Raw genomic sequence first — 14,913 nt, 5'->3', positions numbered from 1 at the left:
CTTGCCCGCCCGCCCACGCTGCGACTGCGCGGAAAACATCAGGAGATTGAAAAAAGAGCAGATCAGCTCAGACGCAATCGCCTGCCAGTTTTCCCCATGATCAGGAGCCTCTCCATGGAACTGCGCGTCGTCGATCCGAAAACCCTTCTCGACAATCCCGAAAACCCTCGCACATCGGCCCCTAATGTCGCCGCAGACAGACGCCTTGCCCATAACATCAAGGTGGTGGGTCTTCTGCAGGCGCCGCTTGTGCGCGAACTGCCGGATGGCCAGCTGATGATCGTCGCGGGCCATCGTCGCCGTCGCGCCTGTGTCCTTGCAAAAATGCGTGAAATGCACGTCATTGTCACATCCGCCGACGAAAAACTGGATGGTCTGGCGGCAGGCTCCGAAAACATCATCCGCGAGGCGATGACGCAGAGCGAACAATGGCGTTTTGTCGATAAGGCCCGCCGCGATAAATCGCATACAGACGCACAGATTGCCCGCGCGCTGATGGTTACACCTGCCTATCTGAAACGGCTGTCGCTTTTGGCGGGTCTGCACGAACCGATCCTGCATGCCATCGATATGGGCCGTGGTCCGGACTTCAATGATCTGAAGGTGATCGCCGCAGCTCCGGTGGAAGAGCAGCGCGCGGCATGGGCAGAAATGTTTGAGGATATGGTCGAGGACGATGCTGACCCGGCCGAGTATCGTCTGAATGCCGAAGACCCCGAGGACGTTGTGCCCTGGCGTGATCTTGCCCGGTTCCTGAAACAGACGCGCTATATGGCGGTGGATGCCCGCTTTGATGAGCCATGGCCAAAGCCTGTGGCGTGGTCTGGACCGAAGACCTGTTTGCCGAGGGTGGGAAGGATAACCGCTTTACCGAGGATGGTTCGGCTTATGCCGCAGCACAGGAACAGTGGCTGGCTGATTGTCTGCCCGAGGGCGGGGTCAAGCTGGAAATGGGCGAGTATGAACGGGCGGCCACCCCAGAGGGCTATCTCCGTCTGCCGCACTGGATGGAGGCTGAGGAGACTGATGTGATGGGGTACTTCCTCAATCCCAACACCCTGAAGATTGACGAAATCCCGTTGCGACCGAAGGAGGAGGAAGAACAGGAAGTTACCACATCCCCGGGCAGCATCGCGCCCGCAAGTGTTGCTGCGCCTAAAGAGCGAGCAGCCATATCCGGCACAGGTCTGACGATGCTGGGCCTAATCCGTACGCAGGCGTTGCATGCAGCACTCGACGCTGTTGTTGAGGACGTAGACCCGTGGGATCTGGTTGCTGCCCTGCTACTGGCCCTTGGCGGCCAGAATGTCTCAGTACACACCGCTGAAAATGCGCATTATGGGCAGCGTGACGCTGCTCTGGCTACTCTCTTCCCCGAAGGTGCTGATCCGTGACCCAGCATTGCTGCGGCAGGAAGCGGTTGCGGTTCTCAAGAATGTTGCAAACTGCACGACCAGCCAGCACAGCGGTAGTGGTGTAACGGCCCAGCTGATGGGACTGTTGTTCGATGCCGATGCGCAGATGCCCAACATGGCCTTTGATGACTTCCTAAAATGCTTCAGTAAGCCTGGTATCATGGAGGCTGGCAAGGCGCTGAACCTTCTGCCCCGTAACACCGGCAAGGAGATGCGCACCGCTATCATGGCGCATGTAGGGCCTGAGGGGCGCTGGGTACCAGAACAGGCAGGGTTCGAGCCGGCGATTGAAGCTTGGAAAGCGAAACTCGCACGTATGGCATGGAGATTAGAGGCTCATAAGTCTCCTGCGGGTGACGATGAGGAGGACGGCGAATTCGAGCATCTGCTTCCCACCGAAGAAGGGAGAACGGAAAGTGAGCTATACGACCTGAACGAGGCCGAGAGGATTGCGTTGGAAACCCCTGACGCAGGCGAGACCCCTGAGTCTGGGGGGGCGGAAAACGATACAGCCGACCTGAAAGCCGCCCTGCTTGAACAGGCAAGCGAAGTCCTGTCGCCGGACGATACCGATCCGGAAGCGCGGGCCGCGATTAAAGCCCATCTGGACAGCATCTTGAGGTGGTACGGATCGCCGCCTGACGGCGGTCGGTTCAAGACCAAAACCCAAAAACACAGACGAAAAGCGCGCCTGCCAGAACGGGGCCGCGCGTTCAAACGGTGGGGCTTCGCTCCCGGCGCTGCGCGCCGCGTTTGAGCGCACGGCCGCCGTCCCGGCAGGCAGCAGGTATTCAGAAAAGGAGAATGCCATGCGTCCGATTACCTTCCTGCCTCCTGCGGCCAAAAAGCCAGTTCCATCACGCTGGGCCTGTGTGGATGCTTCCGTAACGTGCCGGCGCTGCCATCACGAATGGCCCGATGGTGACCCTGCCTACCAGATGGCATGTCGCGGCTGCGGAGCGCCTGCGGGGCAGCCCTGCTGCCGCCCTGAGGGCGGGAACGAGCGTGTGTGCTTCCAGCGTGATCAGGATGCGCGCAGGGCAGGGCTGCTGATCCCCTGCGAGGGGCTGAGCTGGGATGGTCGCCACGACAAGCCCCTGACGCTCTCTCTGAGCCGTTCATCCGACGCTCGCGCGGTGCTGAGTGGTGCGCCTCCAGCCCGTCGTTTTGCTGCCTAAGCCAATGCAGGGAGGCCCGACCGCCCGCCTGCATCCAGAAAAAACAGAATAAGGAATGAAAACCATGAGCGAAATACAGACGATGCTTGAACAGATGGATCGCTACAATCGCCTCAAACGCGAAAGCCAGACTGAAGACAGAACGACCGTCATGGCGGCACTAAAAGCGTGTGGTATCACGAAAGTCGTTATCCGCTACGATGGTTATGGTGATTCCGGCGGTGTGGAAGAATGCAGGGTTGAAGGTGGGCAAGGACAGGAAAGCCTCTCGGTGCCCGTGCAGACAAAACTCGTTGACTGGTCGTCGGCAGAGACCACCAGTCACACAGCACCGTTAAGGGAGGTGCTGGAAACACTTGCCATGCAGTATGTGGCTGTTGAGCATAGTGGTTGGGAAAACAACGAAGGAGGCGCAGGGAATGTCGCCTTTGATCCGATCGCAGATACGATCACGGTGTCTCATACCGAAAACTATATTTCCCATGAAGACTTCATGCACACTTATTGAGGCAGGCAGGCGGATATGGCGCACAGTTATTTCCACGCATCCATTACAGCAAAAAAATGGGGCGGCGTTCCCGAGGATTATCAGGCAATCCATGACTGGTTTGATGGTTCGAAAGCCATTCTGGCTGACATGCGGCACAGGGCGCTGCGCCATCATGCCGAAGGTATTTTCATGGCCGAGCAGGTTTTTGGTGTCACCATCACAAATTCGGCCGGGCGCACCGTTCCGGTGCGCCTGATTGGCGAACAGCATGTTCTGGATGACCTCGGCCATATCCCGAGTTTCGCGGACTGGGCGCGGGCGATTGCACCTGCGCGATGGATGGTGCGGGGTTCGCCGCACGGAACATCCGTCCAGTCTGCGTCTCCAATAGGGGCCTTGCCCATTGCTGCGTAATTGGCTGGTGTAGCGTGTGTCTGACGACTGCTGCGCAGAAATGGACACAAATGTGCTGAGTAAAATATCAGCAAGTAAAACCCATCAAAAACAGCAAAGAGCGCCTGCCAGACCGGGACCGTGCGTTCAAACGGTGGGGCTTCGCTCCCGGCGCTGCGCGCCGCGTTTGAGCGCACGGCCGCCGTCCCGGCAGGCAGCAGACTGTCAAAAAACCATAAAGGATAAAGACATGTCTGCGACACTTGAACACACTCAGCTTGACACAATCTCGGCCGAGACGCTCGCGCAGTTTATCGGCACGACCCGGTATTACCGCTACACAATGGGTCTGATCCTGACGGATGGGGCGGCGTATCTGCCAAAAATGGCGCGGCGTGGCTGATGGACATTGTGGCGAGCGCGCGACTGGTTCCAGCCGTCAGACGTGCTGAGTTCGAGTGCTGGACGCTTAGGGTGGATCTTACCAAACACTGCGCCGAGGTTGTCTGCACGGACGGGAACGGCGAGCGCGAGGCCAACATCCTGTACCGCCAGCCTGTAGGCTATACGGATTTCCCTCTGGCAGAACTGAAACTTTACGTTGTGGCCGATAGCGATCCCGGCAAGGTCGTCATGCTCACATCCGAATACTGAGCGACGCCGCGTCAGTGCGTGCGCCAAAATGGACACAGCCACGTACTGGCTTCCGTGGTCTTTAGGTGTGCTGTGCATTGAGATCGCCACATAAAAAGAAAAACACCAAACTCAAAAGCAAAACCCGCTGCCACGTCTGGGAGGCCGCCACCAGAGACAAGCTCTGGCCCCGGCCTCCCAGACGTGGCGGACGCGGATGTGTTGAAACCAAAATATGAAAAGGAAGCCATCATGGCCCGTCTGAAACTCAGTGCGAACCGCGCCACCCGTCAACATGATGATCTGGGAACGTCCACAAGCATGGAACTGCTTGGAAGCTTTTATCCGGCTCAGGAAATTGTCGCGACCCGGCTTGATCAGATCCGCAGTGCCGTAACCGAATATGGAGCCCGTGTCGCCGCAGACCGCCCGCAGGAAAGTTTCATGATCATGATCACCGTGCCGCGTGGGCAGCGCCGCCCGGCAGGTTTTGAGGCCGCGTATCGTGACGGGTCTCTGGGGACGAATGCGTGGCTGCACGAGATGGTCAAATGCCCTGTGCCGATGCCCGACGATTACGGTGTGCGGATGTGGGGCGGACCGAATACCCCGTTCCAGCTCGCGGAGTGCGCACCGGTCTGGCCCGACGAAACCGCGGATGAGTTCACTGCCCCAGCCGCTGGTCATGTCGGCCTGTATGGGTGGCTGCGCGCGACCAATGCGCGGGTGCAGCGCCTGAGCCAGTCCACCTATACGCTCCTTGATATCGCCACGGTTGCGGGTCTGCGTGCGGCTTACGCCGAGCGCCGCCATCCGCGGAGTGTCGCACAGGACGCCTTGCGCGGGTCGCCGCTGGATCTCGCGGCCTGAGGGAGACGGGCAGGGGCTTCCTGCCCAATGCAGGGCCTAAGCGGGTGGCCCTGCAGCCTGCCCCGCTGACGCGGGGCTTTGTCCTTTTGCTTTGAGGACTACCAGTCATGCCGACACCCGACCTGCCAGTTGAGCGCCTTGCCGATGTGAGTGCCGCCCATCTCTCGCCCGAGGACCGAGCACTTCTCGATCTCTATATCGAGACAGAGGGGGCGAATGGTCTGTCCTGTCTCGTTGGTCCTTATGGGTGGCTTGTTTACGCCTCGTCCGAACTCCGGGCGGCAGTGCACGCCTCGCCTGGCCTTGCGGCCATTCTCGCGGCGGCGCGCGCACAGGGCTGTGCCTACGTCCTGTTCGACCGCGACGGCCTGCCCATTGATGGCGTTCAGACCTACGATTTCTAAGCCTGTGCTTATTCAATTCCAAAAGGCGGGACACTCCGGTGTCCCGCCTTTTTTTATGCCGTTCACGCAGCAGAAAAGAAAAACCCAATGAAACTTCACTTCGACCGCGCTCTAGTCGAGCGCCTGCTTGCCCATGCTGAAGCCGCTCAGACTCATAGTCCGACACTCGATCAGCTTTTCTCGCCCGCTTACCAGAAAGAGCGTGTCATTGGGCGGATGCCAACAGCAGACGACATTGATGACACACGTATTCCGGCAGGCCTGATGCTGGTTGGTGATCAGGGCGTGTACCTGATGTCCAACGGCAAGCCCTGCCTTCCTGACCCTGCAGGTTCGCCCAATCTTGTCGTTTACGCGCAGGAGGCCGACCCCCGAGGGCCTTCCGATGACTGGTACGACGTTAAACTGGCGTCGTTTGGCGGGGACGATGGTGCGGAGTTTCTGAGCGCCGATACGATCCGTCAGGCACTGAAAGCTACTGGTGATGGGCCTGTGTGGATTGATGTAAGCCCAACCGACATCAGGGCACCCTGTCTGTCAGTCACCAAATAAGAGATAGAAAAAACAAAGAAATAAAAACAGAAAAACAAAAACACAAAATAAAAATCGCCTCTCATAGTCCGTCACGCAGGCTAAGGGTTCGTCGCAGGCTCCCGGCGCAAGCGCCGCCCTTAACCTGCGCGCCGGCCGATGAGGTGGCTGAAAGGGTCAGAAAAAAATCCAAAAGGAGAAAACAATGTCTGATCCTATCACTTTCAAGAACCTGCGCGTGGGAACACGTTTCCGGTTTGCAGCGACACCACACGGGAAAACCTACAAGAAGGTTGGGCCGAACCAGTACCGGATGGCAAATCACCCCCATCTCTTCCGGGCAGAGAACGAGACGCTGGTGGTGGCTTTGCCTGACCTTCCCGGAATCACCTCCAGCGAGTTCCTGCCTCTGGCCCGAGCCAGTCGCGGCAAGTGTGTTTCGTCTGCAAAAGACGTTCGGAAAGGAGACGGCGCATGAAGCTCTCTCCACAGACCCGACGGGACATCAAAGATGTTCTTGGACTATTGCTCGGCACATTCAGCCTCTTCGTGGTGATATGCGGAATACTGGTTGGCCCGGACATTCTGGCCGCGATCGCGGCTGATCATCCCATCGCCATGGCGACGCATGCCTTTTTGGCTGCGCGCTGACCTGCTCTGCGGAGAAATCAGGATGTTCAGACAGTATTATGCGGGGCGCTGGTTTGCGCCCCGTAACAACCCTCTGCGTGTCGGCCCGATTGCGGTCGGTGCGCTCTACCGCCTGCCCGAATACCTCAACCACGGGCGGCCTGTGCGCTGGCAGGTGCTGGCGTTCCTCAACGGGGTGTGCGCAGCCACGCATTTCAATCCAGCCACCCGACGCTGGGAAGATCGGGTGATCTCGGGGCGTTCGGATTGCGCGTTGATCCGCCGTCTTGCCGATGGTGCGGTGCATGAGGTGGCCGTGCGGAGCCTGATCGCTGTGGACGATGAGACGCCAGACATGGGGCGACCATCTCTGCCCGATGTTGCGCGCTGGCATCGGGGCTTTCAGACCCGGCAGGCGGCCTAGACCTGACTTTGGCAGCCACGTCCCTGCCATGCGGGTGGGGACTATGCGGTTTGCCAGTTTTATTGCTTTACGGAGAAAAGATTATGGTGCGTCAGACACTCTCGAATGTGACATTTGTGGAATTTGGCCCGCGGGAGATGCATCGTTCTCACCCACTCTTGCGCATGAAACCTGTACGGCTGCTGTTGCGTGAGCAGGCGCAGCTGGAGAGCGAGGCGGGGGAGGGGCTGCTTTCGGCGTCCGACTGTGCGGCGTTGCGTCGACGGGCAGCCAGGGCTGGTCGTACGGCCCGCACACTTTTGCAGGATCTGGCCGCATGACCCCAAGCGCTCTTGTACCCAGCCGCGTCAGGCGGCATGATGCAGCTTGCCGTTTTCTGTCATGGAGAAAGACCGTGTTCCGTTTACCCCTGTGCGTATCAGGTGCTGCCCTGATCACAGGCCTCATGCTTCTGACGGCAGATCCCCTGCACGCAGCAGAGACCTGCACGCAGTTCGGCCCGGAAAGCGCTCTGCCGGTGCTTCTGAATGAAAAACTTCAGCCCCGTACAACGCTCCTGTGCAATGCGGCTTATGCCGTGCTCAATTCCGGGGAAGTGCACGAACCGCTCTGGTCGGCCGAGTATCTCGATGCGGCGGCGGTACTGGGGGGTCGTAAAATTGGCCGCACGACCAATACCTTTGTCGCCGATGATCGCCTGCCCGCAGGGGATGGGGCGACACTGGCGGACTACCGTGGCTCCGGCTTTGACCGTGGGCACATGGTGCCATCAGCTGACGCGGGCACTGAAGAGATACAGGAACAGACGTTTACGCTCTCCAATGTCGTGCCCCAGACCGCTGCCCTCAACGAAGGGATCTGGACCGGGGTGGAAATGGCCGTGCGTGCCATGGCCTTGCGTGAGGGAGGGGTCTATGTGGTGACAGGGCCGGATTTTACAGGCAGCAGCCGCGCCATCGGGCAGAATGTGCTGGTGCCAACGGCGACATGGAAAGCCATCTATGATCCGATCCGCCATGAAGCCGGGGCCTATCTGTGTCAGAACACGGATAGCCCGACCTGCCAGACGCTGAGTGTGGCCGATCTGGCTGAGCGGATCGGGATTGACCCGTTTCCCGGTGTCGGAGAGGCTGTCAAAGCGCAGGCCATGACGCTGCCTGAACCGCAGGCCAGTCCGTATGCGTCCCGCTCGCGCGAGAATCGTGACTGGGAGCGGTTGCAAAAACGCCTGGAACGCAAACTGGCGCGGGCCGGGATGAAGGCGCTCAGACACGCGCTCGAACAAGAACAGGAGTAAGCTGATGACGGCATTCAACCCGTTTGGACCTGACGCACAGGTGCAGACTATTGAGCAGATGACCGTGGAAAATGATCCTGCGCGTGTCAGCGTGTATGGGCGTCTGGACATTACACATGATCGGGCCGGACTGGATAATGCCCGTGCTCTGGCTGCTGTGCTCAATGCGGTTGTCGCCCGGCTGGAGGCGGAATCCGCGCTACCTGAGCATGCGCAGACAGCACCCAAGACCCATCCCATGTCCAACCCCTTTGCCTGAGGGGTTAAGTGGGTGTTGAGGCCCAACGATAGCCGCGTTTGATCTTGCGGCGGAGCAGACAGGCAAGGGCGTTCGCGGCAGCGCCTTCATTGGTGTGCAGATCGAGACGCAGGCGTCCTGCGGTACCGATCCTGCCCCAGCGCCGGATCAGGGCAGCACCCCCGAACAGATCATGCTGGACGCTCATTTCGTAAAAACGCCATGTGTTCCGCGCTGCATCGATGCGCGTCACGCGGGTTTCCAACGGAAAAAGCGGGATCTGTTCCATGCTATGCCCTTCATGCGGCTCACGCCCTGAGTATAGCGTGGCTGCGAAGCAAGTACCAGCAGTGGCTTCCTAAGGGGAATGCAGCGCCTCGGATGAGACCCCTAACCGTTCGGGGTCTCAGGAGGAGCTGCGGGAAGAAAGACGTCCAAAAGAGCGCCACAACGCGATGGCGTAGACTGAGCAGGATTGGATTCAGTCGGGGTTTTTCCATGTTCGTTGCGTTGCGCGGTGTTCTTTTCGCCCGATCTGCCCGTGGGCTCACCAGACGCCTTCGGCGGCCTACGGCTGGCGCGTCACACGCGCCCTCTGGTGTTGTCAGTCCCTTGTGCTGGGGACGCGGCCTTTTTGCTCAGGGGGCGAGGAGTGGGGTGGGGCGATTTTGTCTCCCGTGCAGTGGGTGGTGGTCGGGGCCTGTGTCGTGTTCTGGCTGGCGAGCCAGTGTGGGGTTGCCGGACCACAGTATTGATTGGCCTCCTGCGTGCGAAAACTTGCGGTCTCATATGGGGACTGAGTATCAAACAATATATGATGCAACAAATGTTTTAGACCGCAAGAAAAAGAATAGTAAAAACTGCAAAAAAATGGCTGTTTCCTGTTGTTTTTCCTTGGTGGGAACGGCGGTTCGTGCTATAAAAAAGGAAGTAAAGGCGCAGTATCCAGAACGAATTCTGGTTGGTGGCCATGTAAAGGGAGACCCCGTGATGTATCAACGCTTTGAACTGTCCGAACAGGATCGTCAGGCCATTGTCAACGGCGTCTCCTGTGCAACCCTGCTCGAAAACCATGACTTCCTTCTGGTGCTGGAGAAGAGCACCAAACGCTGCTTCAAATACCGCAAAGGTAACGAACACATCATTGTTAACCATGAAGGTAAGGGTTGGTGGGATCCCCAGAGCCCGCGTGGCACGCCCGATAGCAGTGGCGATGTATTCGATCTGTGCCGCCGTCTCGACCCCGCCATGAAATGGCGTGAGGTCTGCACGGCACTCGGTGCGCTGGTCGGTGTGGAGCCCAAGGGGGCGGTTTATGTCGCTCAAAAGGCCGAACGGACGGATGAGCGGAGCCCTGCCGAACGCTGGGCGCAGCGCAAGTCTCTCTACCGGGGTGGAAAAGTGTGGAACTATCTGATCCGCGAGCGCTGCCTGCCTGAAGCCATCGTGCGTGCGGCAGTGGCCAAGGGCTGCCTGCGTGACGGGTATCATGCCGCATGGTTCGCCCATACGAACGCGCAGGGTGCCGTCTGTGGTGCCGAACTGCGTGGACCTGAAACCCACATCTGCCTGGGCGGTTCAGTCAAAACCCTGTTCCGTTTCCAGCCGGGCAGTGTTCAGCCGGTGCGTCGTCTGGTGATCTGCGAGGCGGCGATCGATGCGCTGTCTTTTGCCGCGCTGGATCAGGCACGTGTGCCGGGCACACTCTACGCCTCCACTGCCGGGGGTATGGGCCCTGAGACAATTGCCGCCATCCAGACCCATCTTGCGGACATGAAAGCCCTGCCTGATGCGGTTCTGGTTGTCGCGACCGATGATGATGACGCTGGTAACGCGTTTGCCGACACACTTTACCGTCTGGCCGATGACGCGGGTGTCGCCTTCATGCGTCGCCTGCCACCCGATCGCGCCAAAGACTTCAACCAGACACTCAAAAACCGGGCGCAGGCCGCCTGAAACAGAAGTGAATACGCAATCAACAGTAGCGCTGTATCCTGCGAGGCGCGTCTGTCCCGCGTCCCTGAGCCGCCGACTACTGTAACAAGGATATCTCCATGACCAACCTTACCCCTCGCTCGCACGAGCCGAACCCCCATGATGACAGTGATCCGCTGGACTTTCTCTCCAACCTTGGTGAAGACGTGAGCGCGGCGCAGCAGGCCCTGTTCGTGCATCCTGAACTGGCAAGCTGGATGGAACGCACGCCCGGACTGGGACATGACATTCCGTGGACGATCGCCTCCTTCACGGCTGAGACGGGCAGGCGGGTTTCGGGTCTGGTGGTGGCAGGCTGCTTTACCAGCGGGAAGTGGGATCTGACGACAGACTTTGTGCTGTTCACAGGCCGTGCCCGTCACCGTGGCACCTTCCTGACGGTGAACGGTGCGAGGGTGAATGCGCGTCAGCAGGGTAGTGTGCCGGGTGTTGGCCCACGCCGTCCGGATTGCATGACGCTCCTGAAGGAACTGCAGGCGGCCAGCATGGCCTGGGCGGCCCGACCTTCGCTGCAGGCGCATTGGGCAGTGTTTGCCGCAACCCACGGTTGTAGTGTCATGCCGGATATGTTCGTAGAATTGCGTTTTCAGGATAAATGCTACCGGGGGTTGATCATCAACGGCACGCTGGATTCCACCGGGTTGTGGGACATGGAGCAGTCTGTCGAACTGCTGTTGCCCACTGGCCGAACCGTGGAACTGCTGGCCGATCAGGCTGATTCCGTGACATTCCTCACGGGAGGCGAGCACTATGACCTCAAACGCTTTGGCTGAAGACGCGCTCGCTGGCCTCACCGCCATGCAGCGTGAGGCCGCTCGTCAGGAAGGCCCGGTTGTCGTGCTCGCGGGCGCAGGTACCGGAAAAACCAAAACTCTTGTCGCCGGGGTGGTGGACAGGATCGTGCGACGCGGCATGCCAGCCCATCGCATACTGGCGGTCACCTTTACTAACAAGGCCGCCGATGAAATGCGTACACGCATTAACGCTGTGCTGGGTCTGGGGGCCGCTCCCTCGTGGATTGGCACCTTCCATGGCCATGGTCGTCGCCAGCTGCGGGCTGATCCCGAGATCGCGGTACTGCGGCCGGGCTTTGACATCTGTGATGCCGAGGACAGCCGCCGCATTGTCAAGCGTCTACTGCAACGGGCCGCCGATGATGGAGCGTGGGAGCCGGGGGATGCCGAGACGTTCCGTGCCCGTGTGCGTTCAGTTGCGCAGCGGATTGCTCTGATGAAGGACGGTATGGTTCTGCCCGATCAGGCTGAGGCCGTACTGGACAGCCAGATCGCCCGGTTTGGTGCCAGAACCGACGAGGATCTGATGGCCTGGCAGATGGCAGCAGCCTCTACCCCGCCTATCAGGCAGCGTTACGGGAAGTGAACTGCGCTGATTTTGGTGATCTGCTGCTCTGGCCGACTGTGACCATGCTGCGTGATGAGCAATACCGCCTCGACTGGTCTCGCCGCTTCGACGCCATTCTGGCCGACGAGTTTCAGGACGTGAACCGTCTGCAATATCTGTGGCTGAAACTACTGTCGCGTGATCATGGTGAGCTGTTCGCTGTGGGCGACGACGATCAGTCGATCTATTCGTGGCGCGGGGCGTCTGTCGGTTTTATCCGTGATTTCCAGAGGGAGTTCCCCTTGGGGCGGATGATCCCACTGGAGCAGAATTTCCGCTCCACAGGGCATATTCTCGCTGCCGCCAACAGCGTTGTCGCGCAGGACCGCAGCCGGTTGGGCAAGACCCTGTTCACCGAACAGGGGGAGGGAGCTCCAATCGAGATTGTCGCCTTCTCCGGTGGCCATCAGGAAGCACAGGGTCTGGCGCTCGAGATCGGACGGCGCCAGCTTGCCGGTGTCGCTCTTGAGGACATGGCCATTCTCTACCGGTTCAATTTCCTCTCACGCATGCTCGAAGAGGAATTACTTCGCGCGCATATTCCCTATGAGCTCGTCAATGATACGGCCTTCTGGCAGCGCGCGGTCGTCAAGGACATGCTGGCCCTTCTCCGTCTGGCCGATAATCCCGATGCGCTGCAGGGTGATGAAGCGTTCCGCCGTGTCATCAATCAGCCTGCCCGAGGGGTGGGGGCAAAGACACTTGCCCGGATCGAGCAGCTGGCCCGGAATGAAGCGCTCTCACTGTTTGTCGCATCCGAGAAGATTTTTGCCGACAGCCAGAGCAAGACCGCCGAACGGGTAAGGGCGTTTGTGCGCATGATCCGTGGTGAAGAACTTCGTGGCGAGATGGCGCTGGGAGCGCGCATGCGCGCGTTGGCCGAGCATTCGGGATATCTGGACATGCTGCGCGCCGGGGGGGATGACGGTGCTGCCGGGCTTGAAAACCTCGACGAACTGTTTTCGCTGGCGATGGAGTTCACCACCGTCGAGGACCTGTTCGATCATGCCGCTCTGGGTTCGGGCGCATCCACCGAGGCGGGGCGGGGGCGTATCCGCCTGATGACCATCCACGGCGCTAAAGGCCTCGAGTTCGAGCATGTCTTTCTGATGGGGTGGGAGGACACGCTGTTCCCCGGTCTGTCGCCCACCAATCTCGACGAGGAGCGTAGGCTAGCCTATGTCGCGCTGACGCGCGGGCGCAAGCGTGTGTCCATCAGCTGGTGCGCGTGGCGCAATGGCCGTTCCGCTGACGTGTCGCCCTTCGTTGGCGACATCCCGCCCGAGGCCCGGTATTCGGGGTGGCTGGGCAAGGCAACAAGCCGCGCAGAAGCGCTGGCCATCCGGGCTGCTCAGGATGAGGCGCTGGGGATCTAGCCCGCCCACGAAACAGCGTCACAACGGGTTCAGGCACACTGTCGTGCATGACACCCACCCGCCCGTCCGTAACCGCGGCAGATATGTCGCCCGGTCCGGAACACCGCCAGCTACGGGCACTGGCACATAAGGCCGGTCTTGACCTCGATGGTCATGGTAATCGTGTTGCCGGCATGGTGCAGGCCCTTGGTTATGCCTATCAGGGGCTACCTTCCACGGCACTGCTCACGCTTGGCGCGCAGCTGCACGACATTGGCAAACGCCACATCCCCATAGAGGTTCTCGATGCACCCCGGCGTCTGACGCCTGCCGAATGGGCGGTCATGCGCCTGCATACCATTCTGGGGCTGGAGATCCTGTGCCGCGCTCTGGATGAGGTGCCGCAGGATGTCGCGGACTGCGTCCTGCTTCATCACGAGCACTGGGACGGGTCTGGCTACCCGATCGGCCTGTCGGGGGCATCCATCCCCCTGCTGGCCCGGCTTGTCGCCATTGCGGACTTCATCGACGCGCTAGCTTCTCCGCGGGCCTATAAATCGGCCATGGCGCCTGAGCTTGTCCGCACCCTCGTACTCAGAGCGCGCGGGGTGAAGTTTGATCCCATCCTGACTGATCTCGCTCTGCGGATATGGCCGCAGCTACTGCGTGCGCGCGCTCAGGCGGGGCTGCCGCACGCCGTCACAACGGAAGCAGCGATACTCAAACCCTGATCCACAGACAGGAGGAGCCTCATGGCCCGAAAAAAACAGACGTTCACACCCCGTGCGTGGGACAAACTTAGTGGCGCCGAACAGGAACAGGCGCGTCGCAAGATCATCACGGCGGTGCGTGACGCTCTCAAAAGAAGCCCCCATACGGCACTTGAGCTGCGCGGCTGCGTGCCGATCGAGATGCGGGGGGCGTTTCCGGTGGTGCTGCGCGACCTGGTTCATGCGGGGGAAGTCGCCTCTCTGGGCCATAGCGTTTACGCGGCGGTACCGTGGATGCCGCAGACCAGCGCGGTGCGTGCTGATGTGGCGACTGACCTCATCATTGGTGTTCTGTCCAGCGATCGCCGCGCGGGCGCGGACGCCGCAGAACTGGCAGGTGATCTGTTTCTTCCCGTGAGTCAGATTCGTGCGGCGTTGATAGACCTTGAGGGAGCGGGGCTGATCCATGAGGCCAAGCGTCCCGGTCATTACCGTATGCTGAGCCGTCGGATGGCGACGGAAGTGCGACAGGGGGCATCTGGCCGGATTTTTGCGGATGTCCGTCATGCGTGACTGGGTAACGTTCCCCGACGGGACACGGGGCAGGCGGTCATGGGACGTCGATCCACAGAGAGCACGGGCCTGGCAGCACCGCCTCGCACACGCATGGGGAAGTGACGAGCGACCCGTCTGCGACTGTCGTCATCAGGGGCAGCCGATGGGTCTGTCCGTCCACCGCTGTCTGCGCCAGCGCGATGGCCGCCAGGTTGAGGTTTATCATCTGGCGCGCCTGCGTAATCAGGGGGCTCTGCACGGTGTCGCCTGTTCGTTTCACGAAGCCGACCCGCGTTGTGATGGCCGGGGAGGATACGCGGATGGTGTCGTCCGCGAGCGCGACGATGGCCGGATCGGGATTGCCCTGCGTCGGGGGCTGCGCTGCCTCGACGTG

The 14,913-nt window shown here is 60.2% G+C and carries 25 protein-coding genes; 24 read left to right on the top strand and 1 reads right to left on the bottom strand.

Annotation, left to right across the window (positions count from 1 at the left end; all coding sequences use genetic code 11):
- From JCM25146_RS22215 to JCM25146_RS13990, 17 genes are all read left to right on the top strand, one after another.
- Nucleotides 1-1,032: ParB/RepB/Spo0J family partition protein (locus tag JCM25146_RS22215; protein ID WP_206777542.1), on the top strand; the 1,032-nt coding region annotated here is incomplete at its 5' end.
- On the top strand, nt 1,029-1,394 hold the full coding sequence (locus JCM25146_RS22600) for a hypothetical protein (protein ID WP_159102006.1): 366 nt from the start codon (nt 1,029-1,031) through the stop codon (nt 1,392-1,394). The genes JCM25146_RS22215 and JCM25146_RS22600, both read left to right, overlap by 4 nt.
- Nucleotides 1,306-2,172 (top strand): hypothetical protein, encoded by an 867-nt coding sequence (locus JCM25146_RS22210; RefSeq protein WP_159102005.1) that lies wholly within the window; start codon nt 1,306-1,308, stop codon nt 2,170-2,172. The genes JCM25146_RS22600 and JCM25146_RS22210 overlap by 89 nt, the downstream gene beginning before the upstream one ends.
- Nucleotides 2,173-2,224: 52 nt before the next feature.
- Nucleotides 2,225-2,593: a hypothetical protein gene (locus tag JCM25146_RS14050; RefSeq protein ID WP_025828805.1), complete on the top strand. Its 369-nt coding sequence runs from the start codon at nt 2,225-2,227 to the stop codon at nt 2,591-2,593.
- Nucleotides 2,594-2,657: 64 nt separating this feature from the next.
- Nucleotides 2,658-3,101: a DUF6878 family protein gene (locus JCM25146_RS14045; RefSeq protein ID WP_148299108.1), complete on the top strand. Its 444-nt coding sequence runs from the start codon at nt 2,658-2,660 to the stop codon at nt 3,099-3,101.
- Between the two features lie 15 nt (nt 3,102-3,116).
- The gene (locus JCM25146_RS14040; RefSeq protein WP_025828802.1) at nt 3,117-3,497 is read left to right on the top strand and encodes a DUF6915 family protein; all 381 of its coding nucleotides are present in this window, start codon (nt 3,117-3,119) and stop codon (nt 3,495-3,497) included.
- Between the two features lie 229 nt (nt 3,498-3,726).
- A complete protein-coding gene (locus JCM25146_RS24205; protein ID WP_242401158.1) occupies nt 3,727-3,879 on the top strand; it encodes a hypothetical protein in 153 nt (50 codons plus the stop codon).
- Nucleotides 3,879-4,130 carry a DUF6876 family protein gene (locus JCM25146_RS19690; protein WP_242401157.1) on the top strand — a complete coding sequence of 84 codons (252 nt, stop codon included), beginning with the start codon at nt 3,879-3,881 and terminating at the stop codon, nt 4,128-4,130. Before JCM25146_RS24205 ends, JCM25146_RS19690 begins: the two co-directional genes overlap by 1 nt.
- Before the next feature lie 231 nt (nt 4,131-4,361).
- Nucleotides 4,362-4,979: a hypothetical protein gene (locus JCM25146_RS20945; protein WP_148299107.1), complete on the top strand. Its 618-nt coding sequence runs from the start codon at nt 4,362-4,364 to the stop codon at nt 4,977-4,979.
- Nucleotides 4,980-5,086: 107 nt separating this feature from the next.
- Nucleotides 5,087-5,383, top strand: coding sequence for a DUF5983 family protein (locus JCM25146_RS14025; RefSeq protein ID WP_025828798.1), 297 nt, complete (start codon nt 5,087-5,089; stop codon nt 5,381-5,383).
- An 87-nt stretch (nt 5,384-5,470) separates the two neighbouring features.
- Entirely contained in the window at nt 5,471-5,935 is a 465-nt protein-coding gene (locus JCM25146_RS14020) for a DUF3085 domain-containing protein (protein ID WP_025828796.1), read from the top strand.
- A 184-nt stretch (nt 5,936-6,119) separates the two neighbouring features.
- Complete coding sequence (locus tag JCM25146_RS14015) at nt 6,120-6,392, top strand: hypothetical protein (protein WP_025828794.1); 273 nt, start codon at nt 6,120-6,122, stop codon at nt 6,390-6,392.
- A complete protein-coding gene (locus JCM25146_RS22595) occupies nt 6,389-6,565 on the top strand; it encodes a hypothetical protein (RefSeq protein WP_159102004.1) in 177 nt (58 codons plus the stop codon). The genes JCM25146_RS14015 and JCM25146_RS22595 overlap by 4 nt, the downstream gene beginning before the upstream one ends.
- Before the next feature lie 22 nt (nt 6,566-6,587).
- Nucleotides 6,588-6,968, top strand: coding sequence for a hypothetical protein (locus JCM25146_RS14005; protein WP_025828792.1), 381 nt, complete (start codon nt 6,588-6,590; stop codon nt 6,966-6,968).
- 83 nt (nt 6,969-7,051) lie between these two features.
- Nucleotides 7,052-7,288, top strand: a complete 237-nt coding sequence (locus JCM25146_RS14000; RefSeq protein ID WP_025828790.1) for a hypothetical protein — start codon at nt 7,052-7,054, stop codon at nt 7,286-7,288.
- Nucleotides 7,285-8,265 carry a DNA/RNA non-specific endonuclease gene (locus tag JCM25146_RS13995; RefSeq protein WP_025828788.1) on the top strand — a complete coding sequence of 327 codons (981 nt, stop codon included), beginning with the start codon at nt 7,285-7,287 and terminating at the stop codon, nt 8,263-8,265. Before JCM25146_RS14000 ends, JCM25146_RS13995 begins: the two co-directional genes overlap by 4 nt.
- Before the next feature lie 4 nt (nt 8,266-8,269).
- Nucleotides 8,270-8,524 carry a hypothetical protein gene (locus tag JCM25146_RS13990; RefSeq protein ID WP_025828786.1) on the top strand — a complete coding sequence of 85 codons (255 nt, stop codon included), beginning with the start codon at nt 8,270-8,272 and terminating at the stop codon, nt 8,522-8,524.
- A gap of 4 nt (nt 8,525-8,528) precedes the next feature.
- Here the strand turns inward: JCM25146_RS13990 and JCM25146_RS13985 are convergent, their stop codons facing one another.
- Nucleotides 8,529-8,792 (bottom strand): WGR domain-containing protein, encoded by a 264-nt coding sequence (locus tag JCM25146_RS13985; RefSeq protein ID WP_025828785.1) that lies wholly within the window; start codon nt 8,790-8,792, stop codon nt 8,529-8,531.
- Nucleotides 8,793-9,493: 701 nt separating this feature from the next.
- Here JCM25146_RS13985 and JCM25146_RS13980 point away from each other — a divergent pair.
- From JCM25146_RS13980 to JCM25146_RS21665, 7 genes are all read left to right on the top strand, one after another.
- Nucleotides 9,494-10,459 carry a DUF3991 and TOPRIM domain-containing protein gene (locus JCM25146_RS13980; RefSeq protein ID WP_035372722.1) on the top strand — a complete coding sequence of 322 codons (966 nt, stop codon included), beginning with the start codon at nt 9,494-9,496 and terminating at the stop codon, nt 10,457-10,459.
- A 98-nt stretch (nt 10,460-10,557) separates the two neighbouring features.
- Entirely contained in the window at nt 10,558-11,271 is a 714-nt protein-coding gene (locus tag JCM25146_RS13975) for a hypothetical protein (protein WP_025828781.1), read from the top strand.
- On the top strand, nt 11,249-11,878 hold the full coding sequence (locus JCM25146_RS24200) for a UvrD-helicase domain-containing protein (protein ID WP_242401156.1): 630 nt from the start codon (nt 11,249-11,251) through the stop codon (nt 11,876-11,878). Before JCM25146_RS13975 ends, JCM25146_RS24200 begins: the two co-directional genes overlap by 23 nt.
- A complete protein-coding gene (locus tag JCM25146_RS20940; protein WP_242401155.1) occupies nt 11,875-13,275 on the top strand; it encodes an ATP-dependent helicase in 1,401 nt (466 codons plus the stop codon). Before JCM25146_RS24200 ends, JCM25146_RS20940 begins: the two co-directional genes overlap by 4 nt.
- Before the next feature lie 47 nt (nt 13,276-13,322).
- A complete protein-coding gene (locus tag JCM25146_RS20935; RefSeq protein WP_025828780.1) occupies nt 13,323-13,985 on the top strand; it encodes an HD-GYP domain-containing protein in 663 nt (220 codons plus the stop codon).
- Nucleotides 13,986-14,006: 21 nt separating this feature from the next.
- On the top strand, nt 14,007-14,537 hold the full coding sequence (locus tag JCM25146_RS13960; protein ID WP_025828779.1) for a hypothetical protein: 531 nt from the start codon (nt 14,007-14,009) through the stop codon (nt 14,535-14,537).
- Nucleotides 14,521-14,913 (top strand): DUF1173 family protein (locus JCM25146_RS21665; protein ID WP_148299106.1); only part of this gene is annotated, 393 nt, incomplete at its 3' end. The genes JCM25146_RS13960 and JCM25146_RS21665, both read left to right, overlap by 17 nt.

Origin of the sequence: Acetobacter okinawensis JCM 25146 (genome assembly GCF_000613865.1) — a bacterium.
Lineage (GTDB): Bacteria > Pseudomonadota > Alphaproteobacteria > Acetobacterales > Acetobacteraceae > Acetobacter > Acetobacter okinawensis.
Note: the sequence above shows the minus strand (reverse complement) of the source record. Positions and strands in the feature narration are given on the sequence as shown.

Coding starts and splice junctions, on each gene's coding strand:
- JCM25146_RS22210 (WP_159102005.1), top strand. CDS start 1,306: ATGTCTCAGTACACACCGCTGAAAATGCGCATTATGGGCAGCGTGACG.
- JCM25146_RS14050 (WP_025828805.1), top strand. CDS start 2,225: ATGCGTCCGATTACCTTCCTGCCTCCTGCGGCCAAAAAGCCAGTTCCA.
- JCM25146_RS14045 (WP_148299108.1), top strand. CDS start 2,658: ATGAGCGAAATACAGACGATGCTTGAACAGATGGATCGCTACAATCGC.
- JCM25146_RS14040 (WP_025828802.1), top strand. CDS start 3,117: ATGGCGCACAGTTATTTCCACGCATCCATTACAGCAAAAAAATGGGGC.
- JCM25146_RS24205 (WP_242401158.1), top strand. CDS start 3,727: ATGTCTGCGACACTTGAACACACTCAGCTTGACACAATCTCGGCCGAG.
- JCM25146_RS19690 (WP_242401157.1), top strand. CDS start 3,879: ATGGACATTGTGGCGAGCGCGCGACTGGTTCCAGCCGTCAGACGTGCT.
- JCM25146_RS20945 (WP_148299107.1), top strand. CDS start 4,362: ATGGCCCGTCTGAAACTCAGTGCGAACCGCGCCACCCGTCAACATGAT.
- JCM25146_RS14025 (WP_025828798.1), top strand. CDS start 5,087: ATGCCGACACCCGACCTGCCAGTTGAGCGCCTTGCCGATGTGAGTGCC.
- JCM25146_RS14020 (WP_025828796.1), top strand. CDS start 5,471: ATGAAACTTCACTTCGACCGCGCTCTAGTCGAGCGCCTGCTTGCCCAT.
- JCM25146_RS14015 (WP_025828794.1), top strand. CDS start 6,120: ATGTCTGATCCTATCACTTTCAAGAACCTGCGCGTGGGAACACGTTTC.
- JCM25146_RS22595 (WP_159102004.1), top strand. CDS start 6,389: ATGAAGCTCTCTCCACAGACCCGACGGGACATCAAAGATGTTCTTGGA.
- JCM25146_RS14005 (WP_025828792.1), top strand. CDS start 6,588: ATGTTCAGACAGTATTATGCGGGGCGCTGGTTTGCGCCCCGTAACAAC.
- JCM25146_RS14000 (WP_025828790.1), top strand. CDS start 7,052: ATGGTGCGTCAGACACTCTCGAATGTGACATTTGTGGAATTTGGCCCG.
- JCM25146_RS13995 (WP_025828788.1), top strand. CDS start 7,285: ATGACCCCAAGCGCTCTTGTACCCAGCCGCGTCAGGCGGCATGATGCA.
- JCM25146_RS13990 (WP_025828786.1), top strand. CDS start 8,270: ATGACGGCATTCAACCCGTTTGGACCTGACGCACAGGTGCAGACTATT.
- JCM25146_RS13985 (WP_025828785.1), bottom strand. CDS start 8,792: ATGGAACAGATCCCGCTTTTTCCGTTGGAAACCCGCGTGACGCGCATC.
- JCM25146_RS13980 (WP_035372722.1), top strand. CDS start 9,494: ATGTATCAACGCTTTGAACTGTCCGAACAGGATCGTCAGGCCATTGTC.
- JCM25146_RS13975 (WP_025828781.1), top strand. CDS start 10,558: ATGACCAACCTTACCCCTCGCTCGCACGAGCCGAACCCCCATGATGAC.
- JCM25146_RS24200 (WP_242401156.1), top strand. CDS start 11,249: ATGACCTCAAACGCTTTGGCTGAAGACGCGCTCGCTGGCCTCACCGCC.
- JCM25146_RS20935 (WP_025828780.1), top strand. CDS start 13,323: ATGACACCCACCCGCCCGTCCGTAACCGCGGCAGATATGTCGCCCGGT.
- JCM25146_RS13960 (WP_025828779.1), top strand. CDS start 14,007: ATGGCCCGAAAAAAACAGACGTTCACACCCCGTGCGTGGGACAAACTT.